Below are 19,147 nucleotides of genomic sequence, written 5' to 3'. Positions count from 1 at the left end.
TGACGGCAAATTACCGGCCGCACTGGACAAAACCCTGGCGTCATCAGTCGCAATTTCAGCGACACACGGTGGCGCAATTCACGAAAGGTGAAGCTATGAATACGTTTAAATCTCTGGTTGGCGGCGTTGCGCTGTCTGTAGCAATCGCGACTTCGACCCTGGCCGCTGGTGTTGAAATCAACGCAAGTTCGACTGGATTGGCGATGCAGGGTTATGACCCGGTTGCCTATTTCTCGGAAGGCGAAGCCACCAAAGGCGACTACCGCATCACCACGCTGCACGATGACGCGATGTATCGCTTTTCATCAGAAGAAAACAAAGCCGCATTTGAGGCCAACCCAGCGGCTTACTTGCCAGCATATGGCGGCTATTGCGCCTTTGGTGCGGCCATGGGCTTTAAGTTTGACGGCGACCCGAACCATTGGAAAATCGTCGATAACAAACTGTACTTGAACCTGTCGAAAGACATTCAGGAACGCTGGGAAGGCGACATCCCGGGCTTTATTGAACAAGCCAGCGTAAACTGGACTGACATCGCCGACAAAGATCCGGCGGAATTGCAGCAATAATCCGCTGAAAACTCTGAACATGTCGGCGGCGGAATGTACCGCCGCCGCACGTCATTTGAAAGCATGAAGTACCAGACCTATCTAATCTGGGAACAAGCATCCTCTTTGCATGGATGCAGACCTCCGAACACAATCGGAGCAGCTTAAATTCGGGTCGGAATACAAAAAAACATCAGTGATCCGGTTTGAAGATCGGACCGTAGAAGTTTGTAGACGTGCGCAGGTGAATTTGGGCCGTGCAGCTTGGAGCTTTGATCGAAAGGATTGTCAGATGACAGGAAAATTGGCACTCGTCACCACTGTCGCGACCTTGGTGGCAGGATCTGCGATGGCGCAGTCTTCGGGAAATTGGACAGGCTTCTATGGTGGTGCCCAGATCGGGTATGCCGACATAGACACCAGCACGTCCGGCGTTGACGGAGATGGGCTGATCGGCGGTATCATTCTGGGTTATGACTATGACCTGGGGGACTGGGTTGTTGGCGGTGGTTTTGACTATGATTGGTCCGATGTCGACCTGTCTGGCACCGCAACGGTCGAGAACGTCTGGCGCCTTAAGGCACGCGCCGGTTACAAGGTGAACCCGCAAGGCTTGCTATACGGAACCGCCGGTTACGCCGAAGCGGATACCGATACCCTTGGCAGCGACGATGGTTGGTTCATCGGTGCCGGTTACGAACAGATCGTTGCCCCCAATATCAGCATCGCGGGCGAGCTGCTTTACCACGAATTTGATGACTTCAACTCGTCAGGTATTGATGTGGATGCGACCACATTCCAGATCAAGGCTGCCTACCGGTTCTAAGGTTTTTGCTACCACCAAGATCGACCCGGCGTGTTGCGCCGGGTCTTTTTTCAGACATCCAGAATAGTACTGCCTGTGGTCTGCCGCGCCTCAAGCGCGCGATGCGCATCGGCGACCTGATCCAAAGGGAATCGCTGATCAATGTGGATCTTGACCTCTCGCCCTTCGACCTTTCCAAACAAACGCCGCGCCATTGCCTGGCACACCGCGTGATCAGCGATATGCGTGAACAGTTTTGGTCGCGTGATTTTAAGCGATCCTTTTTGCGACAGAATACCGATATCAAATGGCGGCACCTCGCCTGAGGCATTGCCGAAAGAGATCATCATGCCCAGCGGTTTCACGCAGTCCAGAGACCCCTCGAATGTATCGGCGCCGACCGAGTCCATCACCACATCCACACCTTTGCCACCGGTGATCTCAGCCACACGCTCAGTAAAGTTTTCGGTTCGGTAGTTGATGCAATGCGCGGCGCCGTTGAATTGCGCCAGACTGCATTTTTCATCCGTCCCCGCCGTTCCGATCAGAGTAATGCCTTCGGATTTCGCCCATTGGCAGGCGATTAATCCCACGCCCCCAGCAGCCGCATGGAAAAGGACGGTATCACCTCGTTTCAGCGGTGTTGTGCGGTGGAATAGATACTCTACCGTCAGCCCTTTCAACATCATAGCGGCTGCTGCCTCATACGAGATGCCATCCGGGAGTGGACACACCTGCGCGGCAGGCATCACCCGAGCTTCGCAATACGCACCGGATGGGGCAGCGGCATAGGCAGCGCGCTGACCCGGTTTCAGATGGGTCACACCTTCGCCGACCGAATCGATCAGGCCTGCAGCTTCCATGCCAAGTGCGTGCGGCAGATCAAGCGGATACAGACCCGTGCGTTGATAGACATCGATAAAATTCAATCCGCAGGCATGATGACGAATGCGAACCTCACCCGGGCCGGGATCGCCAATCGGCATGTCTTTGACGTTTAAGACCTCGGGCCCGCCAAATTCATGAATGACAACCGTACGCGATGTTTGTTGCATGCTCACCTCCTCTTGCCTGGTCCCAAGCTAACATGCCCGCAGGAGGGGGCAATCAGGTGATCTCATGGTGTTGACACGGAATCCACGAACTGTGGTATACTGGCTCCAAGTGTTGCCGGCTGGACCGGCCACGGGCAACCAAAGCCGGATCCATTCCGCGGCGCAAAACTCGCCAGGAAAGGGATGAAGATGGCTAAAACAATCGGAAATCCGATCAGCTGGGCCGCCCAGAGTTTGGGGGCCACAAGCGATCACGTTACGGAAAGCGTATCCCGGATCGGCAGTTCGGCCACAAATCAACTGCCCATGGTCCAAACACTCACCCTGCAGGACTTGCGTGCCTGCTTAAGGGCCGGATACCACGATTTTCTCGAAACGCGAGCAGACGCCATCTTTATCGTATTGATTTATCCGATCGCCGGGTTGTTGATGTTCGGGTTCGCGCTGAACATGAATCTGGTGCCTTTGCTGGCACCACTCGTCGCAGGCTTTGCCCTGATCGGGCCGGTTGCTGCGGTGGGATTGTACGAAATCAGCCGCAAGCGTGAACAAGGCAACGAAGTGCATTGGCTGGACGCCTTCGGTGTTTTCCGATCACCGTCCTTTGGCGCCATCCTTGTGCTGGGGTTTTATCTGGTGATGCTGTTACTCGTCTGGCTGATGGTCGCGCAGAGTATTTACGTTCACACGTTGGGCCCTGAACCACCCACATCCCTCGTTGCGTTCGCCACGCAGGTTTTCACAACCGGAGCGGGGTGGACCATGATCCTGTTTGGCACGGCCGTTGGATTTCTGTTTGCCCTCTGCGCCCTCGCGGTCAGCGTCGTCAGTTTCCCGTTACTGCTTGATCAGAAAGTCGGCCTGCCGGTTGCAGTGGTGACCTCGGTCCGGGTGCTGCGTCACAATCCCGGTGTCATTCTGACCTGGGGTTTCATCGTCGCAACCCTGCTGGTGATCGGCGCCATCCCGATGTTGCTGGGGTTGATCGTGGTAATGCCAATATTGGGTCATGCGACCTGGCACTTGTATCGACGTGCCGTCGCCTAACCCATCCGTTTGATCAGAGATCACTGCGATACGTTCAGAACGATTTTGCCGATGTGACCGGAACTTTCCATCCGGGCGTGGGCTGCAGCCGCATCTGACAGATCAAACGCGCTGTCCATCACTGGCGCAACTTTGCCTGCCTCCAGCAACGGCCAAACGGCCTCTCGCAGGTCTTGGGCAATCTGGGCTTTCGCCAGATCACTTTGCGGGCGCAAAGTGCTTCCTGTCAGCGTCAGGCGTTTCACCATCATGAGCGCAAAGTTCAACTCGACCACCGGACCTTGCAGGAAGGCGATCTGCACCAAACGCCCGTCTTCGGCCAGAGCCTTGACGTTGCGTGGGATGTAATCGCCACCCACCATGTCGAGAATCAGGTTCGCACCACCCTCGGCCCGCATGACCCCAACAAAATCCTCATCGCGGTAGTTGATTGCCTTCTCGGCCCCAAGATTGACGCAGGCCTCACATTTTTCATCAGACCCGGCAGTGGCAAAGACCCTTGCGCCAAATGCGTTGGCCAATTGGATCGCTGTGGTTCCAATCCCGCTGGATCCGCCATGGACCAAGAACCGCTCACCGGCTTTCAAACCACCGCGCGTGAAGACATTGGACCAGACGGTAAAGAAGGTCTCGGGCAGGCAGGCGGCTTCTTTCATGCCCATACCCTGCGGAACGGGCAGGCAATGCGCGGCCGGAGTAGCCACATACTCCGCATACCCGCCACCGGGCAGAAGGGCGCAGACCTTATCGCCGACGGACAGGCCTTCGACCCCGGCGCCCAAGGCAACAACTTCGCCCGACGCTTCAAGACCCGGCAGATCGCTGGCATCGGGCGGTGGATCATACGCGCCTGCACGCTGCAATGCATCGGGCCGGTTCACACCGGCATATGCGACTTTGAGAATCACCTGCCCTGCCCCCGGTTCGGGCATGGGTCTTTCCGTCAGCTGCAAAACATCTGGGCCGCCCGGCTTGGTAATCTCAACGGCGCGCATCATCTGAGTCATGAGCAAATCTCCTTTGCTCAATGCCTAGCAGGCATCCGGACAGAGGCCCAGACGGAACGGCGTGCTATTTTCGTGGGTTGAGCAATCCGGGTAAATCAGCGCGCGTCTTCATGGGGGCCTTCACATGACCGGCCAGCCAGTTGGGCAGCGCAAGGAACGGCTTGAACAGCGGGTTGTCCTTCACCTGCGCCTTCAACTTCTCAAATTGCATGACGTCATCGATGCGGCGGTCCAGAAACTCCCATGCCCGCTGATGGTCGGGGCTGTCATCACCCAGCCAGAACAACAGGGTGGAGGAATACACACCCGACAAAGTTGCACGCTTGGTATACCAGTTCACATCATCCGACGTATCACCCAGCGCGTCCCAGATAAAATCGCAGGTCTGCCACACGGCCTTGGCGCCTTCGCCCGCATGCATTGGCAGCGAAAACAAGGTCATCCCGCGACGTACAAGTTCCTTATCCTCGACCGCCTCAAGCCTATAGCGCACGGCAGCGGCGATTTTTTCCCGGAATTTAAGGCCGCTCATATCTTCGGTCTTGATCCGTTCCAGCATGACCGCATCCCCGCGAGCGTGATAGGCCAGCGCCAAATCGACTGCCCCGCGCGGGCAGATGGCACGTGCCAAACCGTCCTCAAGGTCACAATCTGTGATTGCGGCGCGCAAGCTTGTTTCAGACCAGCCGTCGAACGGAACATGGTTCAAAATGGCGTTCAACAATTGCTGCTTGGCGTCTTCGTAGGTAACGGTCATGGCGGTTCTCCGGTTCTCGGACCCAGTACTAGACAAGATAGGGGCGCTTTGCTATACGGCCAACTCCTGCAATTTCCTTGCAACTCTATCTAGAAAGGTGGTGACAACCACATGCAGGTTAGTGTTCGCGACAATAACGTCGATCAGGCGCTTCGTGCCCTGAAGAAAAAGCTGCAGCGCGAAGGCGTGTTCCGTGAAATGAAGCTTAAGCAACATTTCGAGAAACCGTCCGAGAAAAAAGCGCGCGAGAAAGCTGAAGCGATCCGCCGTGCCCGTAAACTGGCACGTAAGAAAGCACAGCGCGAAGGTATGCTCTAAGAGCTGACCCCAAGCACTCCAGCTTTGGATGACACTATTTGACGACCCCCGAGGCATCGCCCGGGGGTTTGTCGTTTTCAGGGCCGGATACAATCCGCCGACTCGGCCTTTGCGTGTGCGACAAGCCGCCATTTCCCTTTCAGCAGCATTTTGCCCGGCATTTTGCAGCGCAGCGAATCCCGCAGTGGTAGCGCAGCGTCGCCAAAATTCGCGCGATATTCGGACCACTCTATTTCTCTCGACATGCTCTCTTCTAAGTGGCCGCGTCCACAAGGACACAAACAAAAAACGGAGGCACTTATGTCGACTGCAAGCACGTTCGAGCGTGAAATGCTCGCGCTTATCAATCAGGAACGCACATCCCGCGGGCTTGATCCGCTGCAACTTGAGACCCGGCTGAATGACTCATCCGAAGATCACAGCGAATGGATGCTGAACTCGGACACATTCAGCCACACCGGATCGGGGGGTTCTTCGGCAACTCAGCGTATGCAAGACGCCGGGTTTGACCTGTCAGGAAGCTGGCGCACCGGTGAAAACATTGCCTGGCAATCGGAACGCGGTGCGCCCGGCATCAACGATGACGTCGTTCAGCTGCATCAGGGGCTGATGGACAGCCCGGGTCACCGGGCCAACATCCTGAACCCCGATTTCAAATACATCGGCATCGGCATCGAAACCGGTGACATGCAGGGCTATGACGCCGTCATGGTCACGCAGAACTTCGCCAACACCGACGGCCCCGTGATGCTGGACAACGGCAATGCCCCCACGACACCCGCGCCCGCAACGCCAACCGAGGAAGTCGCAGAGCCGGAAGAGCCAGAGGTCGAAACTCCGGAAACGGATGTGACGGAAACAGAAGAGCCGGAACCCGAGACCCCGGAAACGGAAGAACCCGAAGTGGAAACTCCGGAAACGGATGTGACCGAGACAGAGGAGCCGGAAACGGAAACTCCGGAAGTTGAAGAGCCCGAAACGCCTGAAACTGATGTGACGGAGACCGAGGAGCCTGAAACCGAAACCCCGGAAACCGAAGAGCCTGAAACGCCGGGCACTGACGTTACCGAGACGGAAGAGCCCGAGGAGGAAACTCCCAACACTGACGTGGTTGATGCTGGTGAACCAGAGCTCGCATGTTTCGACGTTCAGTCTTTTCTGGATGAGCTCACATCGTTCATCCAAGGCTTGCACGCACAGTTGGATGAATTCGATTGGAACACCACCCGAACAGCAGAAACCAATGCGGGTGACACCGATCCCTTCGAAATGGTTGCACAAACGGAAAACACTCCGACAGAAGAAGCGACAGCCAATGAAGTGGACATGGTCGCAGGAGAAACCTGCGACTTCTACATGTTCAACACGTTCAACTTTGATTGCATGATGGACGCCGCCTGATCAGGCGTTCTGGTGCGGGGCAGAGGTCTTTTGCCTCGCACCACCTTGGGCTTTTTCGGTCAATAGACTTTCGGCACATACAACTCGTCGGGCAGGATGCGACGCTCGTATTCCGGATTGTATCGCCGATCCGGCAGATTGACCTTTTCCTGCGGAACGTCTTCGTATGGTATTCTCGTCAGCAGGTGTTCGATGCAGTTCAACCGCTCGCGCTTTTTGTCATTGCCTTCAACAATGTACCAGGGCGCCTCGGGGATGTTGGTGCGAAACAACATGTCCTCTTTGGCTTTTGTATAGGACTCCCAACGGATGCGGGATTCCAGATCCATCGGCGACAGCTTCCACTGTTTCATCGGATCGTGAATACGCATCAGGAATCGCAACTGCTGTTCTTCGTCGGTGATCGAGAACCAATACTTCAGCAGGATTATGCCTGAGCGGACCAGCATCCGTTCAAACTCGGGAACGTCCTTAAAGAACTGCTCAACCTGATCCTCGCTTGCAAACCCCATCACGCGTTCGACCCCGGCACGGTTGTACCAGGACCGATCAAACAACACGATTTCGCCAGCCGCCGGCAAATGCGGCACATAGCGCTGAAAGTACCATTGGCTTTGTTCCCGACGACTGGGCGCTGGCAGGGCCACAACGCGTGCAACCCGTGGATTCAGCCGCTGTGTGATGCGTTTGATCACGCCCCCTTTGCCAGCGCTGTCGCGCCCTTCGAACAGAATGCAAACCTTTGCGCCTGTGTGTTGAACCCAGTCCTGAACCCTGATCAGCTCTGCCTGCAACCGCAATAGGTTGCGGAAATAGACCTTGCGATCCAACATGTCGGGGTGTTGTTCGCGATAGATCTTGCGAACCTCCATCGAGAGCATGGGTTCGCTGAATTCAATCTCGAAATCTTCGTCCAACGTGTCTTCAAGCTCAGCTTCGAGCCAATCTTTGGGGGCGCCATTGTTTTCATATACCAAGGTCTGCTCCTTCTCAGTCATCGGGTTCGCACCGTACCGGGTGTGTGTAACTGCCTGATGTCATCTGATAAAATGATGTCACCGCAATGCCCTGGCTTGCCCGGATCGAACCTGCAAAGCACTTTCGGCACTGGGGTAGCCGTGCCGTATCCGAATGAATGTGAACGTCTCGCCCCGGGGATACAAGCGTTAGAATTGACGCATTGCGGGGGCATTGCCGCTGTAGATCAAATTCGTGTCTTGTACAGAGGTGCACTTGCGCGACATCACAAACAGACTCAAACCAATGAGATAGGCGTGACGCAATTTCTCTCTCTCCTGCCTGAGATCTGGCCTTGGCTGATCCTGGCAACCGCGCAAGTGGCGGCTTTCGCCGGGCGATCCGCCCTTAGCCTGTCTTTGCTGGCTTTGTTCGGGATGATCTCTTTGATCATCGGGCTGATGTCGCTGCTGGCCACTGCACTCGTGGGCATTGGTTTGCTGGGCGCGTTCCACCTACGGCGCCAATCGGGCTGGAGCGCCGCCATCGGGCATATTGCACTGATACTTTGGTGTTTGGCCCTGGGTGCGCATCTTTTGCCCGGGTTCAACAACTTGCGTATTCTGGATCAGGTGACGTCAGGTGTCGACAGCTCGGCTTTCACGATGTTCCTGAACGTCGACAAGCCAACGGTGCTTTTTGCGGTCCTGTTGGTCTGCCCTGGAATGTTGAACAGCCACCAAAGAACCCGCATCGCGTCCCTTATTCTTGGGATCGGATTTCTCCCTCTCCTATCTGCTTTGGGCTTTTATTTCGGAGCCGTTCGACTTGAGCTTGGCCTGCCGTCCTGGTGGTTGATCTTTGCCTTCTCGAACCTGTTTCTGACCTGCTTGGCGGAAGAGGCGTTCTTTCGTGGCTATCTTCAGGCACTACTAGCGTCCAAGATAGGGGCCGCCTGGGGGATCGCCGTCGCCAGCTTGTTGTTTGGCCTTGCTCATATCGGCGGCGGGCCTGAGCTGGTGGCGTTTGCGGCGCTTCTGGGGATGGGGCTTGGGCTGGCTTACTTTGCAACCGGTCGTCTATGGGTGCCAGTGGCAATGCATTTCGGGTTCAATTTCCTCCATCTCGCCCTTTTCACGTATCCCGGTCCCATCTAAGATATCAGACAGGCAAAGCCGTGGTTTTGAAAACTGTACGCAGGGCAAAAGAACTCTGCATCTGGGCAACCCCTGGCAACCGCGACAGATACTGGCGGTGAATGCGGGCAAAGTCTTCGGTGTTTTCAGCAACCACTTTCAGGATGTAATCCGCCGTACCCGCCATCAGATGGCATTCGAGCACATCCGGAATACGCGCGACGGCCTTTTCGAACGCTTCCAGAACTTCCTCGGCCTGTCCCTGCAACGTGATCTCGACAAACACGGTCGTGGGAACATTCATTTTTCGGGCATCCAGCAGGGCCACGTAGTTGCGGATATACCCATCAAACTCCAACCGCTGCACACGGCGATGACATGCCGATGGCGATAGATTCACTTGCTCGGACAGTTCCGCATTCGACATGCGGCCATTTCTCTGAAGGGCAGTCAGAATCTTACGATCTGTCGTGTCTAAGCTCATTGACGCACATCCATTGCAACAAGTTTAGATTTTACGGGAGTTTCTTCCAAAAGTAAGCCCAAAGGCACGTTTTGTTTCACAAAAATTGCGCCGAGAAATGCACATAATTTAGGCAGTTTATAAACGGAGACCACAAATGAAAATCGGTTGCCCCAAGGAAATCAAACCTCAGGAATTCCGCGTCGGCATGACCCCTAACGCTGCTCAGGAAGCGGCTGCGCGCGGTCATGAAGTGCTGATCGAAACCGGAGCCGGGATCGGCGCAGGCTTTGAAAACGAGGCCTATGTCGCGGCCGGAGCCCGCATTGTGGACACCGCGGAAGAGGTTTTTGCAACGGCCGACATGATCGTGAAGGTCAAGGAACCACAAGCGGTTGAGCGCAAGATGCTGCGGGAAGGGCAATTGCTGTTCACCTATCTGCATCTGGCCCCCGACCCGGACCAGACACATGACCTGATCGAATCTGGGTGCACGGCGATCGCCTATGAGACCGTCACAGATGCCAGTGGCGGTCTGCCGCTGCTGGCTCCGATGTCCGAAGTTGCAGGTCGGCTTGCGCCTCAGGTCGGTTCATGGACCCTGCAAAAAGCCAATGGCGGTCGCGGCGTCCTTATGGGCGGCGTTCCAGGTGTGGGCCCCGCCAATGTCGTGGTCATCGGTGGCGGCGTCGTTGGCACCCATGCAGCCAAGATCGCCGCCGGTATGGGGGCGGACGTCACTGTACTGGATCGTTCGCTGCCACGGCTGCGATATCTGGACGATGTATTTGGCGGCGTGTTCAAGAACCAGTACTCGACCGCCGGTGCAACTGCTGAACTGATCCAGACCGCCGACATGGTTATCGGTGCGGTGTTAATCCCCGGTGCCGCAGCCCCTAAACTGGTCACGCGTCAGCAGCTTTCAACCATGAAGCCCGGTGCGGTTCTGGTGGATGTTGCCATCGATCAGGGCGGTTGTTTTGAAACATCGCGGGCGACGACCCATGCCGATCCGATCTACGACGTGGATGGTGTGATGCACTATTGCGTTGCCAACATGCCGGGGGCGGTTGCACGCACGTCGACCATTGCATTGGGTAACGCGACAATGCCCTTCATGCTGTCACTTGCGGACAAAGGCTGGAAACAAGCGTGTCAGGACGACCCACATTTGCTGGCAGGTCTGAATGTTCACGCCGGTCAGTTGACCTACTACGCCGTTGGCAAGGCATTGGGTATCGATGTCGTTTCACCAAACGTCGTCATCAAAGCCTAATAAACGCCTTTGACACGGGCTATAACAGCGTTGGGGGTGCCGAAGTGGCCCCCCAATGGGAAGAGGTCAATATGTAAGCCCAATTGACGGGCGGAAGCCCTTAGGCCTGTTTTTGAATTTCCACAGAATGCGGATAGGGAATTGAAACCCCTTTACTGTCAAAGGCCTCTTTCACGGTCTTGGTCGTCTCAAACTTAACGTCCCAGTAATCCGCTGCGTTGCACCACAGACGCGCCGTCAGATCGACCGAACTGTCGCCCAGATTTGTGACCCGTACCCAAGGCTCGGGATCGGCGTGAACGCGACCATCCGCCTTGGCGATGTCCAGAATGATCTTCATCGCCTCGTCAGCATTGTCGCCATAGTCAATGCCAAACACCAGATCGACCCTGCGTGTGTCATGGGCCGAGAAATTAGTGATGACCGATCCCCACGCTTGCCCATTCGGCACGATGATCTGCACATTATCCGGCGTCACCAGCTCGGTGGTAAACAGGTTCAGATCCCGCACCGTTCCTGCGGTTCCACCAATGTCCACATACTGACCCAACCTGTAGGGGCGGAAGACAACCAACATGACCCCAGCCGCCAAATCGCTGAGAGTGCCTTGCAGCGCCAGACCAATGGCCAACGAAGCCGCGCCCAGGATGGCGACGATACTTGTGGCCTCGATCCCAAATATCCCCAAAACGGCGACCAGCACCATGGCAAGGATCACCCATTTCACAACGCTCGCCGCGAAATTCCCAAGTGTCGGGTCAATCTGAGGTGTCTTGTTGATACGGCGTCGGACCATACCCGCGATCGCACCTGCCAGGATCCACCCCAGCACCAGAACAATCAAAGCCTTGCCAGCGCTCATCATAATGGGCCATGCCTGACCCGCCATATCCACAGCCTGATCCATCTGTGTTGTCCTTGTTTTCTAAAGGTTGTTGCAGAAAATCACTAAACGGCCCCACCAACTCGGCAGGGCCAAACCATGTAACACACGGTATTTCTTACTTCTTCAACGCGTCGCGGATTTCCATGAGAATGTCCAGCTCGCTGGGGCCAGCAGGTGCTTCTTCTGCGGCTTCTTCTTCCTCGGCAGCCGCGTCTTTGACACGGTTGACCATTTTCACCAGCATGAAAACCACCCAAGCGATGATAAGAAAGTTGACGATCGCCATGATGAAGGCACCATATGCAAACACCGACGCTCCGGTTTCCCGAGCGGCTTCCAGGCTTGCACCTTCGGCCACGTCACCGGCCAGAACAGCATAGTTGTTGGTGAAATCTACCCCGCCGGTGACCAAACCAATCAGCGGATTGATCAGATCGCCCACAAGTGAGGTTACGATAGCGGTGAAAGCCGCTCCGATGATGATACCAACAGCCATGTCCATGACATTGCCTTTGGCGATAAAGGTCTTGAATTCTTCGAGCATTGCGTCCCTCGCTGTTGAATTATCGTTTCTTTTGTCTTTTTGGCGCGTTAGCGCAGGTCAATTGTGCGCAAACAGCATGCTAACACGCGTGTTTTTATGGGAAACCTTACTTAAATTTCCCCAGTATGTCGATTTCAGGAGACACCATGACTCAGAATGCGCAATTTTCCGTAGGTGAAAGATGGCCAGCCAAGGATCCGTCGGTCATTCAGCTGTACTCTTACCCAACACCGAATGGTGTCAAAGCCTCGATCATGCTTGAGGAAACCGGCCTGCCTTACGAGGCACATCTGGTCACGCTGGCCGATGCCGATGTAAAAAGCCCTCAGTTCCTGTCCCTCAACCCCAACAACAAAATACCGGCGATCATTGATCCCAACGGGCCTGACGGGCATCCGATTGGTTTGTTCGAAAGCGGCGCAATCCTGCTGTACCTGGCCGAGAAAAGCGGCAAGTTTCTGGGGCAAACCCAATCTGACAAACACCGTATCACCCAGTGGCTGATGTTTCAGATGGGAGGACTGGGTCCAATGTTCGGGCAGCTGGGCTTTTTCTATAAATTCGTAGGAAGCGAAATCGAAGATCCCCGCCCGCGCGAACGGTACATCAACGAAGCCAAACGCTTGTTGAATGTCGTAGACCAGCAGTTGGAGGGACAGGATTGGATTGCTGGCGAGTTTTCAATCGCCGACATCGCAATTGCGCCCTGGCTGAATGCGCTGGACTTCTATGGCGCAAAAGATGTCGTCGGCTGGGACGATCACGCCAACGCAGTGGCCTATGTCGAGCGCTTCTTTGCGCGCCCCGCCGTGCAACGGGGCAAAAACATCCCAGCTCGGGATCAATAAGACCGACTCCACAACATGGTCCGGGGCGGCGTCATCCGCCCCGGAATCAGCCGCCTACTCCGGAAGTTTTCCGGTCAGTACATAACGCAGAAGCTCAACCACTTGGCCAGGCTCTTCAGCAACAGCTAACGCCGCCGCGTCGACCTCTTTCAGCGCGTGCTGATGGTCCGGTCCATGCAAGACGATCAGTGATTTGCCTGACGCAGCGGCGTAGCCCGCGTCAAAGGCGGCGTTCCATTGTTTGTATTTGTCGCCAAAGCGCACAACCACAACATCCGCATCCGCAATTCCCTTGCGCGTTCGGATTGCATTGACCATCGCACCCTTGTGGTCGTGCCAATACTTGTTTGGCTCTGCGCCCAGAACGGCGACTCCGCAGTCATCGCTTGCTGCGTGATCCGTGACCGGGCTGTTGAACGTCACATCCAGACCTTGCGCCCCATCAATGATCTGTTCGCGCCAGTCGGTGTGAATCTCTCCCGACAAATACACATTCAAGCCCATCTCGCCCTCCGCTTTCCGTTCAGATGTACTTAAGTCGCAATCGGGCAAAGCCCAATGCGGAATGTGAAGAAACCGCTAAAACTTTCGCTATTCCTTGCGAGCCACCAGATACCGAGCCGGAGGAGTCGCGGGAAAATTCCCACTTTCGACAATCGTGAACCCGGATTTGGTGATAGCAGCTTCAAGAGTATCGATATCAAACTGATTGACAAATGGCGCTTTGCCGAACAGCTGCATCACAGGCAACAGAAGCTTCAGCAAACCAAACTTGAACCCCAGACCGCCCTGAGCAAGGCATGGTGTTTTCGAGATAAACACACCGCCGGGCGTCAGTTGCGCATGAATGCCTGCAAAAACCCTGTCGAAATCCGGTACAAGGTGAAACAGGTTGAAGCCCAGGATGGCATCATAGGTCTGCCGCTCATTCGGCATGGTAATATCCACGTTTCTGAACGAGATATTATCGACACCTTCGGCTTTCGCCTTTGCCCGGCCAACTTCGAGCATGCCTTCGGAAAAATCGCTCGCCGTTATATGTGAAACGGAAGGTGCAAGCAGCAGCGCTGTTGACCCCGTTCCGCAGCCAAGCTCCAAAACCTTATGCTCCTTGGACAAATAGGACTGGGTCCTCGCCAGAGTGTACTCATAGGATTCCATGTCGCGGATTGGTGCGCGCGCGTATTTACCGGCAATACCGTCCCAGAACTTTGCAGTTGTCGTTGTCATCGTCGATCTCCTTCGCGCGCAAGGTAGTCATGCACCAATCGAATATGAATTGTCGAAAACCGCAGAGTCCTTATACATATTTGCATGGCAAACCTAGGCGATTTTGATTGGAACCACATTCGCGCGTTTCTTGCGACGGCTGAGACCGGATCGCTGTCTGCCGCGGCCCGACAGCTGGGGCAGACACAACCGACACTCAGCCGGCAGATCGCAGCGCTAGAGGCGGATCTGGGTGTGATGCTGTTCGAACGTATTGGACGAACCTTACAAATCACGCAGGCTGGGGTCGAGTTGCTGGACCATACCCGCGCAATGGGTCAGGCAGCAAACCACATTGCGCTGACGGCGTCGGGTCAGGCACAATCTATCGAAGGGCTGGTGCGCATCACCGCCAGCGACGTGATGTCGGCATACATCCTGCCTGACCTTCTGCGTGAACTTCGCGCTCAGGCGCCGCGGCTGCGGATCGACGTCATCGCCTCTAACGACATCCGTGATCTGATGCGACGCGAGGCGGATATTGCCATCCGGCATATACGCCCAGACCAACCCGACCTGATCGCCAAACTGGTTCATGAGGCATCGGGGCACTTTTACGCCACGACCGAATATCTGAACCGCGCTGGGCGCCCCAAGACCCTCGCCGAGTTATCGAAACATGAGTTTATCAGCTTCGGCGATACAGCCCAGATGATTGCCTATTTGGACCCGCTTGGCATTCACCTGACCGAGGACAACTTTCGGCTTGGGTCGCAGAATGGCATCGTGTCTTGGGAATATGCCAAGCAAGGCTTTGGAATCGCGCCAATGTCTGAGGCGGTTGGCGACACAACGCCGGGTGTTGAGCGTGTGATGCCCAACATGGAAGCCATCAGTTTCCCGATCTGGCTGACCACCCATCGCGAGTTGCACACCAGCCGCCGCATCCGGTTGGTTTTCGATTTACTGGCTGATTATCTGGCCAAATAGAAAACGCTCCCGAAGGCGCGTCTTCCAGCCGTAGGTCATACGGGTCAGGCCCGCAGAACACCGCCTGTGGCCTTGGTGACCTTGGCAATGATCTTTTCGGCCACCGCCTCAATATCCTTTTCCTTCAACGTCACATCCGAAGGCTGCAATCGCACTGTGATGGCCAGAGACTTCTTGCCCTCACCAACACTGCCGCCGATAAACTCGTCAAAGACGCGCACATCCTCGATCAGCGCCTTGTCCGCTCCTGAGGCAGCATTGACCAGTGTCAGCGCCTCAACATCCGCGTCGACAACAAAGGCAAAGTCACGCTCGACCGCTTGCAGATCGCGCAGTTCCAGCGCCGACCGTGTCGCACCCGATTTGCGTGGCATTGGCACCTGGTCCGGCCAGATGGTAAATGCCATTGCCGGGCCTTTGATGTCCATCGCCTGCAGCACGCGCGGATGCAATTCGCCAAACACGCCCAGCACCTTTTTTGGCCCCAGACAAATCTTGCCGTGACGCCCCGGATGCCACCAGACATCGCCATCACGCAAAATTTGAACCTTGGCGGGCGCACCTATGGCGGCCAGCACCGCCTCGGCATCTGCCTTGGCATCGAACAGGTCTACCGGGCGGGACGTGCCGTGCACATCTTTGGGCCCGTCGCGACCAACAAGCAAACCGGTGATCTGTGTATTCTGTTCGCCGGGCTCACCGTCATGGAAAACCGGTCCAACCTCGAACAGCGCCAGATCGGCAAACCCGCGCGCCTGATTGCGTGCGGCAGCCTGCAATAGCCCCGGCAGCAGGTCCGGGCGCATATGGCTCATCTCGGAGGAGATCGGGTTTTCCAGCTGTGTCGCCTCATCCCCGCCGCCAAACAACGCGGCCGAGGCCTGATCGATAAATGTGTACGAAACGCATTCGTTGTAGCCCAGCGCCGCGCAGGTGCGTCGCGCCATCGACTGGCGCCGCTGTGCTGGCGTCATCACCGGCTTGGGGATACCATCGGTCACGCGCGGCAGTGGCTTGCCCTGCAACTTGGTCAGGGATGCAATCCGCGCGACCTCTTCCACCAGATCGGCCTCGCCCATGATATCCGGGCGCCAACTGGGCACATGCGCCATCTCACCTTCAAGGCGGAAACCCAGACGGGTCAGGGTCTGGCGTTGATCGCTTTCCGGAATCTCCATGCCGACCAGTGACTGCACGCGTTCCGCGTCCAGCTTGTAGGCCCGTGAATGCTTCGGTGCTTTGCCCGCAACAACAACTTTCGAGGCCTCACCGCCGCAGATGTCCAGAATCATCTGGGTCGCGTGCTCCAGCCCTTCAAGCGTGTATTCGGGGTCTACGCCGCGTTCGAACCGATACCGCGCGTCCGAGTTGATCTTCAAGGCACGCCCGGTCAGGGCGATCTGCACGTGATCCCAGAACGCGCTTTCAAGGAAGACGTTGACCGTTTCCTCGGTACATCCGGTTTCCGCGCCGCCCATGATCCCGGCAATCGATTCCGGACCTTTGTCATCGGAAATCACCATCATGCCGGGCTGCAGCGTGTACTCTTTCTCATCCAGCGCAACCAGCTGCTCGCCCCCTTCGGCGCGGTGCACGCGTAGATTCCCCTGCACCTTATCGGCATCAAAGACGTGCAAAGGGCGGTTATAGTCGAAAGTCATATAGTTGGTGATGTCCACCAAAGCCGAGATTGGGCGCAAACCAATAGACGTCAGCTGATCCTGCAGCCATTGAGGGCTGGGGCCGTTCTTCACGCCCCTGATCAGACGTCCGGTGAAATGCGGGGCCCCATCCAGTGTGTCATCATCAATCGCAACCTTGATCGGGCTTTCGAAATCACCCGGCACCGGAATATAGTCCCGCTGTTTCAGCGTCCCCAGACCACGCGCTGCCAGATCGCGGGCAATCCCGGCCACGCCCAGCGCGTCCGGGCGGTTCGGAGTGATCGCAATCTCAATCATCGGATCAACCTTGGACGGATCATTCTCGGACAGCCAGTCGACGAACTTGTCACCCACGTCTCCCGAAGGCAGTTCGATAATACCGTCATGTTCTTCAGACAGTTCCAGCTCACGCTCGGACGCCATCATGCCAAAGCTTTCAACACCGCGGATCTTGCCGACGCTGATGGTCAGATCCAGACCGGGGATATACATGCCCGGCTTGCAGACCACGACCGTAATGCCTTCGCGCGCGTTGGGCGCGCCACAGATGATCTGCAGATCGCCCTCATCCGTCTCGACCGTGCACACCCGCAGTTTGTCAGCGTCGGGGTGTTTCTCGGCGTGCTTCACATAGCCCAGCATAAAGCCCGCCAGCCGGTCCGCCGGATTTACAATCTCTTCAACTTCGAGGCCGAGATCGGTCAGCGTTTCGGCGATTTCGTCAACCGACGCATCCGTGTCCAGGTGGTCTTTGAGCCAGGAAAGAGTGAATTTCATCGGTCGTATTCCGCCAGTAATCTTGGGTCAAACCGCGTGTAGCGGATATTCATCCAAGGTGAAAGAGGCCGTATGCCCTGCGGGCGCTAGTCGTCGGTCACTTTGTTAGAGACACTGTCCGACCCCGCAAACACCGCCAGAATACGGGCAATGCCGTCGCCGGTGTTCACGCCAGTATGGGGCGACCGAAACGCCTCAACAAAAGCATCATCTTTGGTGTAGGTTCTCGTCCCCTTGTCGCCGTAATCAACGGTGATTTCACCTTCAAGAATATAAGCAGCCAAGGGCGCATCGTGGCGATGCACACCGGTTTGCTGACCGGGTTGCATTGTCACAATAGCCATCGTGATTTGCGGCGTTCCACCGGGATACTCCAAAGGCTCGCCAATGACCGAGCTATCGGTCTGCAGCAGCACCTCTACTGGCGGGTAAGTGTCGCGCGCAAGGGCCGGAACAGCCCCAAAGATCAGCGCAATAAAAATCAGCGTTTTCACCGGTAGACCTCTCGATTGGTGTCCGTACGCGTAGCTGAACGCGATGCTTCGGGCTTGTCAAACCGCAACTTAGGGGTAAGCCGGCGTCTGGCCCAACAGCTCATCCAGTTGCCAACCGATCCAGCCATGCGGGATGAAATGTCCACCCGGATGCGTGTCCAACGTGACTTGCCCTTTGGCACAATCGGTCCACTCCACACGGCTGAGCGTCAGAAACGGCACCACGCTCTAATCGCCTTGCGGGGTGGCGGACCTGCAACCATACATCTCGCGCCACAACGCCACCGGATAGGTCGCATCGCCGCCGGGGCCAAAGGGGAAATCCATGACCGTATCGTCCAGCCCATGGACATGGCGCACCTGGCGCGGGGCTTGCGGGCAGGTTTCGGTCTGGCGGATCGAGCCTGCGACCGCCAGCAGCGCGGCGGTGTCATTGCCGGATTGGCAGACATAGCGCCATGCCATCGCGCTGCCGAAGGAGTAGCCCGAGACGTAGATGCGTTCAGGATCGATCGGATATCGCTTGGCGACATCATCCAGCACCCTGTCGGCAAAACCAACGTCACCCGTATCAGACGCCCAGAAGTTCCAGCTTTTCCCCAACCCGTTAGGTGCAACAAGCAGAACACCGCGCCGTTTCGTCGCCCCTGCGATCCGTTCGTGTTTCACCACAACGGTGCCCTGCCGCGCCCAGCCGTGAAAATGCAAAAGCACCGGCAGGGGCGTTTCACCGTCCCAGCCGTCGGGTTCCAGCACATGGTACGAGCGGTCGCCGAGGTCGCAGGCGGTCTCGCCGTGGCAGTCAGTGTTCCAAGGTCCCATGGAAAAGGCCGGAGACGCTGCGAGCATCAAAAGGGAAATCAGTCGATAAATCATAGGGCTGAGCCTAGCCAGCCAGCGCGCCATGTCACGTCACAACCCCGTGGGAGTTTGTAACAAGCCGCGCCTAAACAGCATTCAGTTAT

22 protein-coding genes are annotated in these 19,147 nt (G+C 56.5%); 9 read left to right on the top strand and 13 right to left on the bottom strand.

Going from position 1 to position 19,147, the window contains the following annotated elements:
* The first annotated feature begins 95 nt into the window (after window positions 1–95).
* Window positions 96–569 (top strand): YHS domain-containing (seleno)protein, encoded by a 474-nt coding sequence (locus D9K61_RS05990; RefSeq protein WP_120632505.1) that lies wholly within the window; start codon window positions 96–98, stop codon window positions 567–569.
* 271 nt (window positions 570–840) lie between these two features.
* Window positions 841–1,374: an outer membrane protein gene (locus D9K61_RS05985; RefSeq protein ID WP_120632504.1), complete on the top strand. Its 534-nt coding sequence runs from the start codon at window positions 841–843 to the stop codon at window positions 1,372–1,374.
* Between the two features lie 50 nt (window positions 1,375–1,424).
* On the opposite strand, the gene D9K61_RS05980 is transcribed toward D9K61_RS05985, so the two are convergent.
* Entirely contained in the window at window positions 1,425–2,408 is a 984-nt protein-coding gene (locus D9K61_RS05980; RefSeq protein WP_120632338.1) for a quinone oxidoreductase, read from the bottom strand.
* A 189-nt stretch (window positions 2,409–2,597) separates the two neighbouring features.
* Between D9K61_RS05980 and D9K61_RS05975 the strand changes: the two genes are divergently transcribed.
* Complete coding sequence (locus D9K61_RS05975) at window positions 2,598–3,455, top strand: DUF2189 domain-containing protein (RefSeq protein ID WP_120632503.1); 858 nt, start codon at window positions 2,598–2,600, stop codon at window positions 3,453–3,455.
* Window positions 3,456–3,475: 20 nt separating this feature from the next.
* Here D9K61_RS05975 and D9K61_RS05970 read toward each other — a convergent pair whose 3' ends face one another.
* Together D9K61_RS05970 and D9K61_RS05965 are read right to left on the bottom strand one after the other, a co-directional pair.
* Window positions 3,476–4,462: an NAD(P)H-quinone oxidoreductase gene (locus D9K61_RS05970; protein ID WP_120632337.1), complete on the bottom strand. Its 987-nt coding sequence runs from the start codon at window positions 4,460–4,462 to the stop codon at window positions 3,476–3,478.
* 64 nt (window positions 4,463–4,526) lie between these two features.
* Window positions 4,527–5,219 carry a COQ9 family protein gene (locus D9K61_RS05965; RefSeq protein ID WP_120632336.1) on the bottom strand — a complete coding sequence of 231 codons (693 nt, stop codon included), beginning with the start codon at window positions 5,217–5,219 and terminating at the stop codon, window positions 4,527–4,529.
* Between the two features lie 111 nt (window positions 5,220–5,330).
* On the opposite strand from D9K61_RS05965, the gene rpsU reads away from it, so the two are divergent.
* Both rpsU and D9K61_RS05955 read left to right on the top strand, forming a co-directional pair.
* A complete protein-coding gene (rpsU, locus tag D9K61_RS05960; protein ID WP_008207378.1) occupies window positions 5,331–5,537 on the top strand; it encodes a 30S ribosomal protein S21 in 207 nt (68 codons plus the stop codon).
* 300 nt (window positions 5,538–5,837) lie between these two features.
* Entirely contained in the window at window positions 5,838–6,938 is a 1,101-nt protein-coding gene (locus D9K61_RS05955) for a CAP domain-containing protein (RefSeq protein ID WP_120632502.1), read from the top strand.
* 59 nt (window positions 6,939–6,997) lie between these two features.
* On the opposite strand, the gene ppk2 is transcribed toward D9K61_RS05955, so the two are convergent.
* Window positions 6,998–7,936, bottom strand: coding sequence for a polyphosphate kinase 2 (gene ppk2 / locus D9K61_RS05950; RefSeq protein ID WP_120632335.1), 939 nt, complete (start codon window positions 7,934–7,936; stop codon window positions 6,998–7,000).
* Window positions 7,937–8,212: 276 nt separating this feature from the next.
* Between ppk2 and D9K61_RS05945 the strand changes: the two genes are divergently transcribed.
* Complete coding sequence (locus D9K61_RS05945; RefSeq protein ID WP_216825760.1) at window positions 8,213–9,052, top strand: CPBP family intramembrane glutamic endopeptidase; 840 nt, start codon at window positions 8,213–8,215, stop codon at window positions 9,050–9,052.
* A gap of 4 nt (window positions 9,053–9,056) precedes the next feature.
* Here the strand turns inward: D9K61_RS05945 and D9K61_RS05940 are convergent, their stop codons facing one another.
* The gene (locus D9K61_RS05940; protein WP_120632334.1) at window positions 9,057–9,515 is read right to left on the bottom strand and encodes an Lrp/AsnC family transcriptional regulator; all 459 of its coding nucleotides are present in this window, start codon (window positions 9,513–9,515) and stop codon (window positions 9,057–9,059) included.
* A 136-nt stretch (window positions 9,516–9,651) separates the two neighbouring features.
* Between D9K61_RS05940 and ald the strand changes: the two genes are divergently transcribed.
* On the top strand, window positions 9,652–10,770 hold the full coding sequence (gene ald / locus D9K61_RS05935) for an alanine dehydrogenase (protein WP_120632333.1): 1,119 nt from the start codon (window positions 9,652–9,654) through the stop codon (window positions 10,768–10,770).
* Window positions 10,771–10,870: 100 nt separating this feature from the next.
* Here the strand turns inward: ald and D9K61_RS05930 are convergent, their stop codons facing one another.
* On the bottom strand, window positions 10,871–11,677 hold the full coding sequence (locus tag D9K61_RS05930) for a mechanosensitive ion channel family protein (RefSeq protein ID WP_120632332.1): 807 nt from the start codon (window positions 11,675–11,677) through the stop codon (window positions 10,871–10,873).
* 94 nt (window positions 11,678–11,771) lie between these two features.
* Window positions 11,772–12,200, bottom strand: a complete 429-nt coding sequence (gene mscL, locus D9K61_RS05925; RefSeq protein WP_120632331.1) for a large conductance mechanosensitive channel protein MscL — start codon at window positions 12,198–12,200, stop codon at window positions 11,772–11,774.
* Window positions 12,201–12,346: 146 nt separating this feature from the next.
* Between mscL and D9K61_RS05920 the strand changes: the two genes are divergently transcribed.
* Window positions 12,347–13,048, top strand: a complete 702-nt coding sequence (locus D9K61_RS05920) for a glutathione S-transferase family protein (protein ID WP_120632500.1) — start codon at window positions 12,347–12,349, stop codon at window positions 13,046–13,048.
* A 54-nt stretch (window positions 13,049–13,102) separates the two neighbouring features.
* Here D9K61_RS05920 and D9K61_RS05915 read toward each other — a convergent pair whose 3' ends face one another.
* Complete coding sequence (locus tag D9K61_RS05915) at window positions 13,103–13,552, bottom strand: YtoQ family protein (protein WP_120632330.1); 450 nt, start codon at window positions 13,550–13,552, stop codon at window positions 13,103–13,105.
* A gap of 87 nt (window positions 13,553–13,639) precedes the next feature.
* Complete coding sequence (locus D9K61_RS05910) at window positions 13,640–14,278, bottom strand: class I SAM-dependent methyltransferase (protein ID WP_120632329.1); 639 nt, start codon at window positions 14,276–14,278, stop codon at window positions 13,640–13,642.
* An 84-nt stretch (window positions 14,279–14,362) separates the two neighbouring features.
* Between D9K61_RS05910 and D9K61_RS05905 the strand changes: the two genes are divergently transcribed.
* Window positions 14,363–15,247 carry a LysR family transcriptional regulator gene (locus D9K61_RS05905; protein WP_120632328.1) on the top strand — a complete coding sequence of 295 codons (885 nt, stop codon included), beginning with the start codon at window positions 14,363–14,365 and terminating at the stop codon, window positions 15,245–15,247.
* Between the two features lie 44 nt (window positions 15,248–15,291).
* Here D9K61_RS05905 and pheT read toward each other — a convergent pair whose 3' ends face one another.
* The 4 genes from pheT to D9K61_RS05890 all read right to left on the bottom strand — a co-directional run bounded on the left by pheT (window position 15,292) and on the right by D9K61_RS05890 (window position 19,058).
* Entirely contained in the window at window positions 15,292–17,688 is a 2,397-nt protein-coding gene (gene pheT / locus D9K61_RS05900) for a phenylalanine--tRNA ligase subunit beta (protein WP_120632327.1), read from the bottom strand.
* An 86-nt stretch (window positions 17,689–17,774) separates the two neighbouring features.
* Window positions 17,775–18,182: a cupin domain-containing protein gene (locus tag D9K61_RS05895; RefSeq protein ID WP_120632326.1), complete on the bottom strand. Its 408-nt coding sequence runs from the start codon at window positions 18,180–18,182 to the stop codon at window positions 17,775–17,777.
* A 69-nt stretch (window positions 18,183–18,251) separates the two neighbouring features.
* Window positions 18,252–18,407, bottom strand: a complete 156-nt coding sequence (locus D9K61_RS27450) for a hypothetical protein (protein ID WP_254055694.1) — start codon at window positions 18,405–18,407, stop codon at window positions 18,252–18,254.
* A gap of 3 nt (window positions 18,408–18,410) precedes the next feature.
* Window positions 18,411–19,058: a PHB depolymerase family esterase gene (locus D9K61_RS05890; RefSeq protein WP_254055693.1), complete on the bottom strand. Its 648-nt coding sequence runs from the start codon at window positions 19,056–19,058 to the stop codon at window positions 18,411–18,413.
* Between the last annotated feature and the right edge of the window lie 89 nt (window positions 19,059–19,147).

Source organism: Ruegeria sp. EL01 (assembly GCF_900313035.1).
In the GTDB taxonomy this organism is placed as follows: domain Bacteria; phylum Pseudomonadota; class Alphaproteobacteria; order Rhodobacterales; family Rhodobacteraceae; genus Ruegeria.
The sequence above is the reverse complement of the archived record's forward strand: the minus strand, read 5'-3'. Positions and strand labels throughout refer to the sequence as shown.

Coding starts and splice junctions, on each gene's coding strand:
- D9K61_RS05930 (WP_120632332.1), bottom strand. CDS start 11,677: ATGGATCAGGCTGTGGATATGGCGGGTCAGGCATGGCCCATTATGATG.
- ald (WP_120632333.1), top strand. CDS start 9,652: ATGAAAATCGGTTGCCCCAAGGAAATCAAACCTCAGGAATTCCGCGTC.
- D9K61_RS05985 (WP_120632504.1), top strand. CDS start 841: ATGACAGGAAAATTGGCACTCGTCACCACTGTCGCGACCTTGGTGGCA.
- D9K61_RS05910 (WP_120632329.1), bottom strand. CDS start 14,278: ATGACAACGACAACTGCAAAGTTCTGGGACGGTATTGCCGGTAAATAC.
- D9K61_RS05920 (WP_120632500.1), top strand. CDS start 12,347: ATGACTCAGAATGCGCAATTTTCCGTAGGTGAAAGATGGCCAGCCAAG.
- D9K61_RS05990 (WP_120632505.1), top strand. CDS start 96: ATGAATACGTTTAAATCTCTGGTTGGCGGCGTTGCGCTGTCTGTAGCA.
- D9K61_RS05970 (WP_120632337.1), bottom strand. CDS start 4,462: ATGACTCAGATGATGCGCGCCGTTGAGATTACCAAGCCGGGCGGCCCA.
- D9K61_RS05905 (WP_120632328.1), top strand. CDS start 14,363: ATGGCAAACCTAGGCGATTTTGATTGGAACCACATTCGCGCGTTTCTT.
- D9K61_RS05965 (WP_120632336.1), bottom strand. CDS start 5,219: ATGACCGTTACCTACGAAGACGCCAAGCAGCAATTGTTGAACGCCATT.
- D9K61_RS05975 (WP_120632503.1), top strand. CDS start 2,598: ATGGCTAAAACAATCGGAAATCCGATCAGCTGGGCCGCCCAGAGTTTG.
- D9K61_RS05955 (WP_120632502.1), top strand. CDS start 5,838: ATGTCGACTGCAAGCACGTTCGAGCGTGAAATGCTCGCGCTTATCAAT.
- D9K61_RS05940 (WP_120632334.1), bottom strand. CDS start 9,515: ATGAGCTTAGACACGACAGATCGTAAGATTCTGACTGCCCTTCAGAGA.
- pheT (WP_120632327.1), bottom strand. CDS start 17,688: ATGAAATTCACTCTTTCCTGGCTCAAAGACCACCTGGACACGGATGCG.
- rpsU (WP_008207378.1), top strand. CDS start 5,331: ATGCAGGTTAGTGTTCGCGACAATAACGTCGATCAGGCGCTTCGTGCC.
- D9K61_RS05890 (WP_254055693.1), bottom strand. CDS start 19,058: ATGATTTATCGACTGATTTCCCTTTTGATGCTCGCAGCGTCTCCGGCC.
- mscL (WP_120632331.1), bottom strand. CDS start 12,200: ATGCTCGAAGAATTCAAGACCTTTATCGCCAAAGGCAATGTCATGGAC.
- D9K61_RS05980 (WP_120632338.1), bottom strand. CDS start 2,408: ATGCAACAAACATCGCGTACGGTTGTCATTCATGAATTTGGCGGGCCC.
- ppk2 (WP_120632335.1), bottom strand. CDS start 7,936: ATGACTGAGAAGGAGCAGACCTTGGTATATGAAAACAATGGCGCCCCC.
- D9K61_RS05915 (WP_120632330.1), bottom strand. CDS start 13,552: ATGGGCTTGAATGTGTATTTGTCGGGAGAGATTCACACCGACTGGCGC.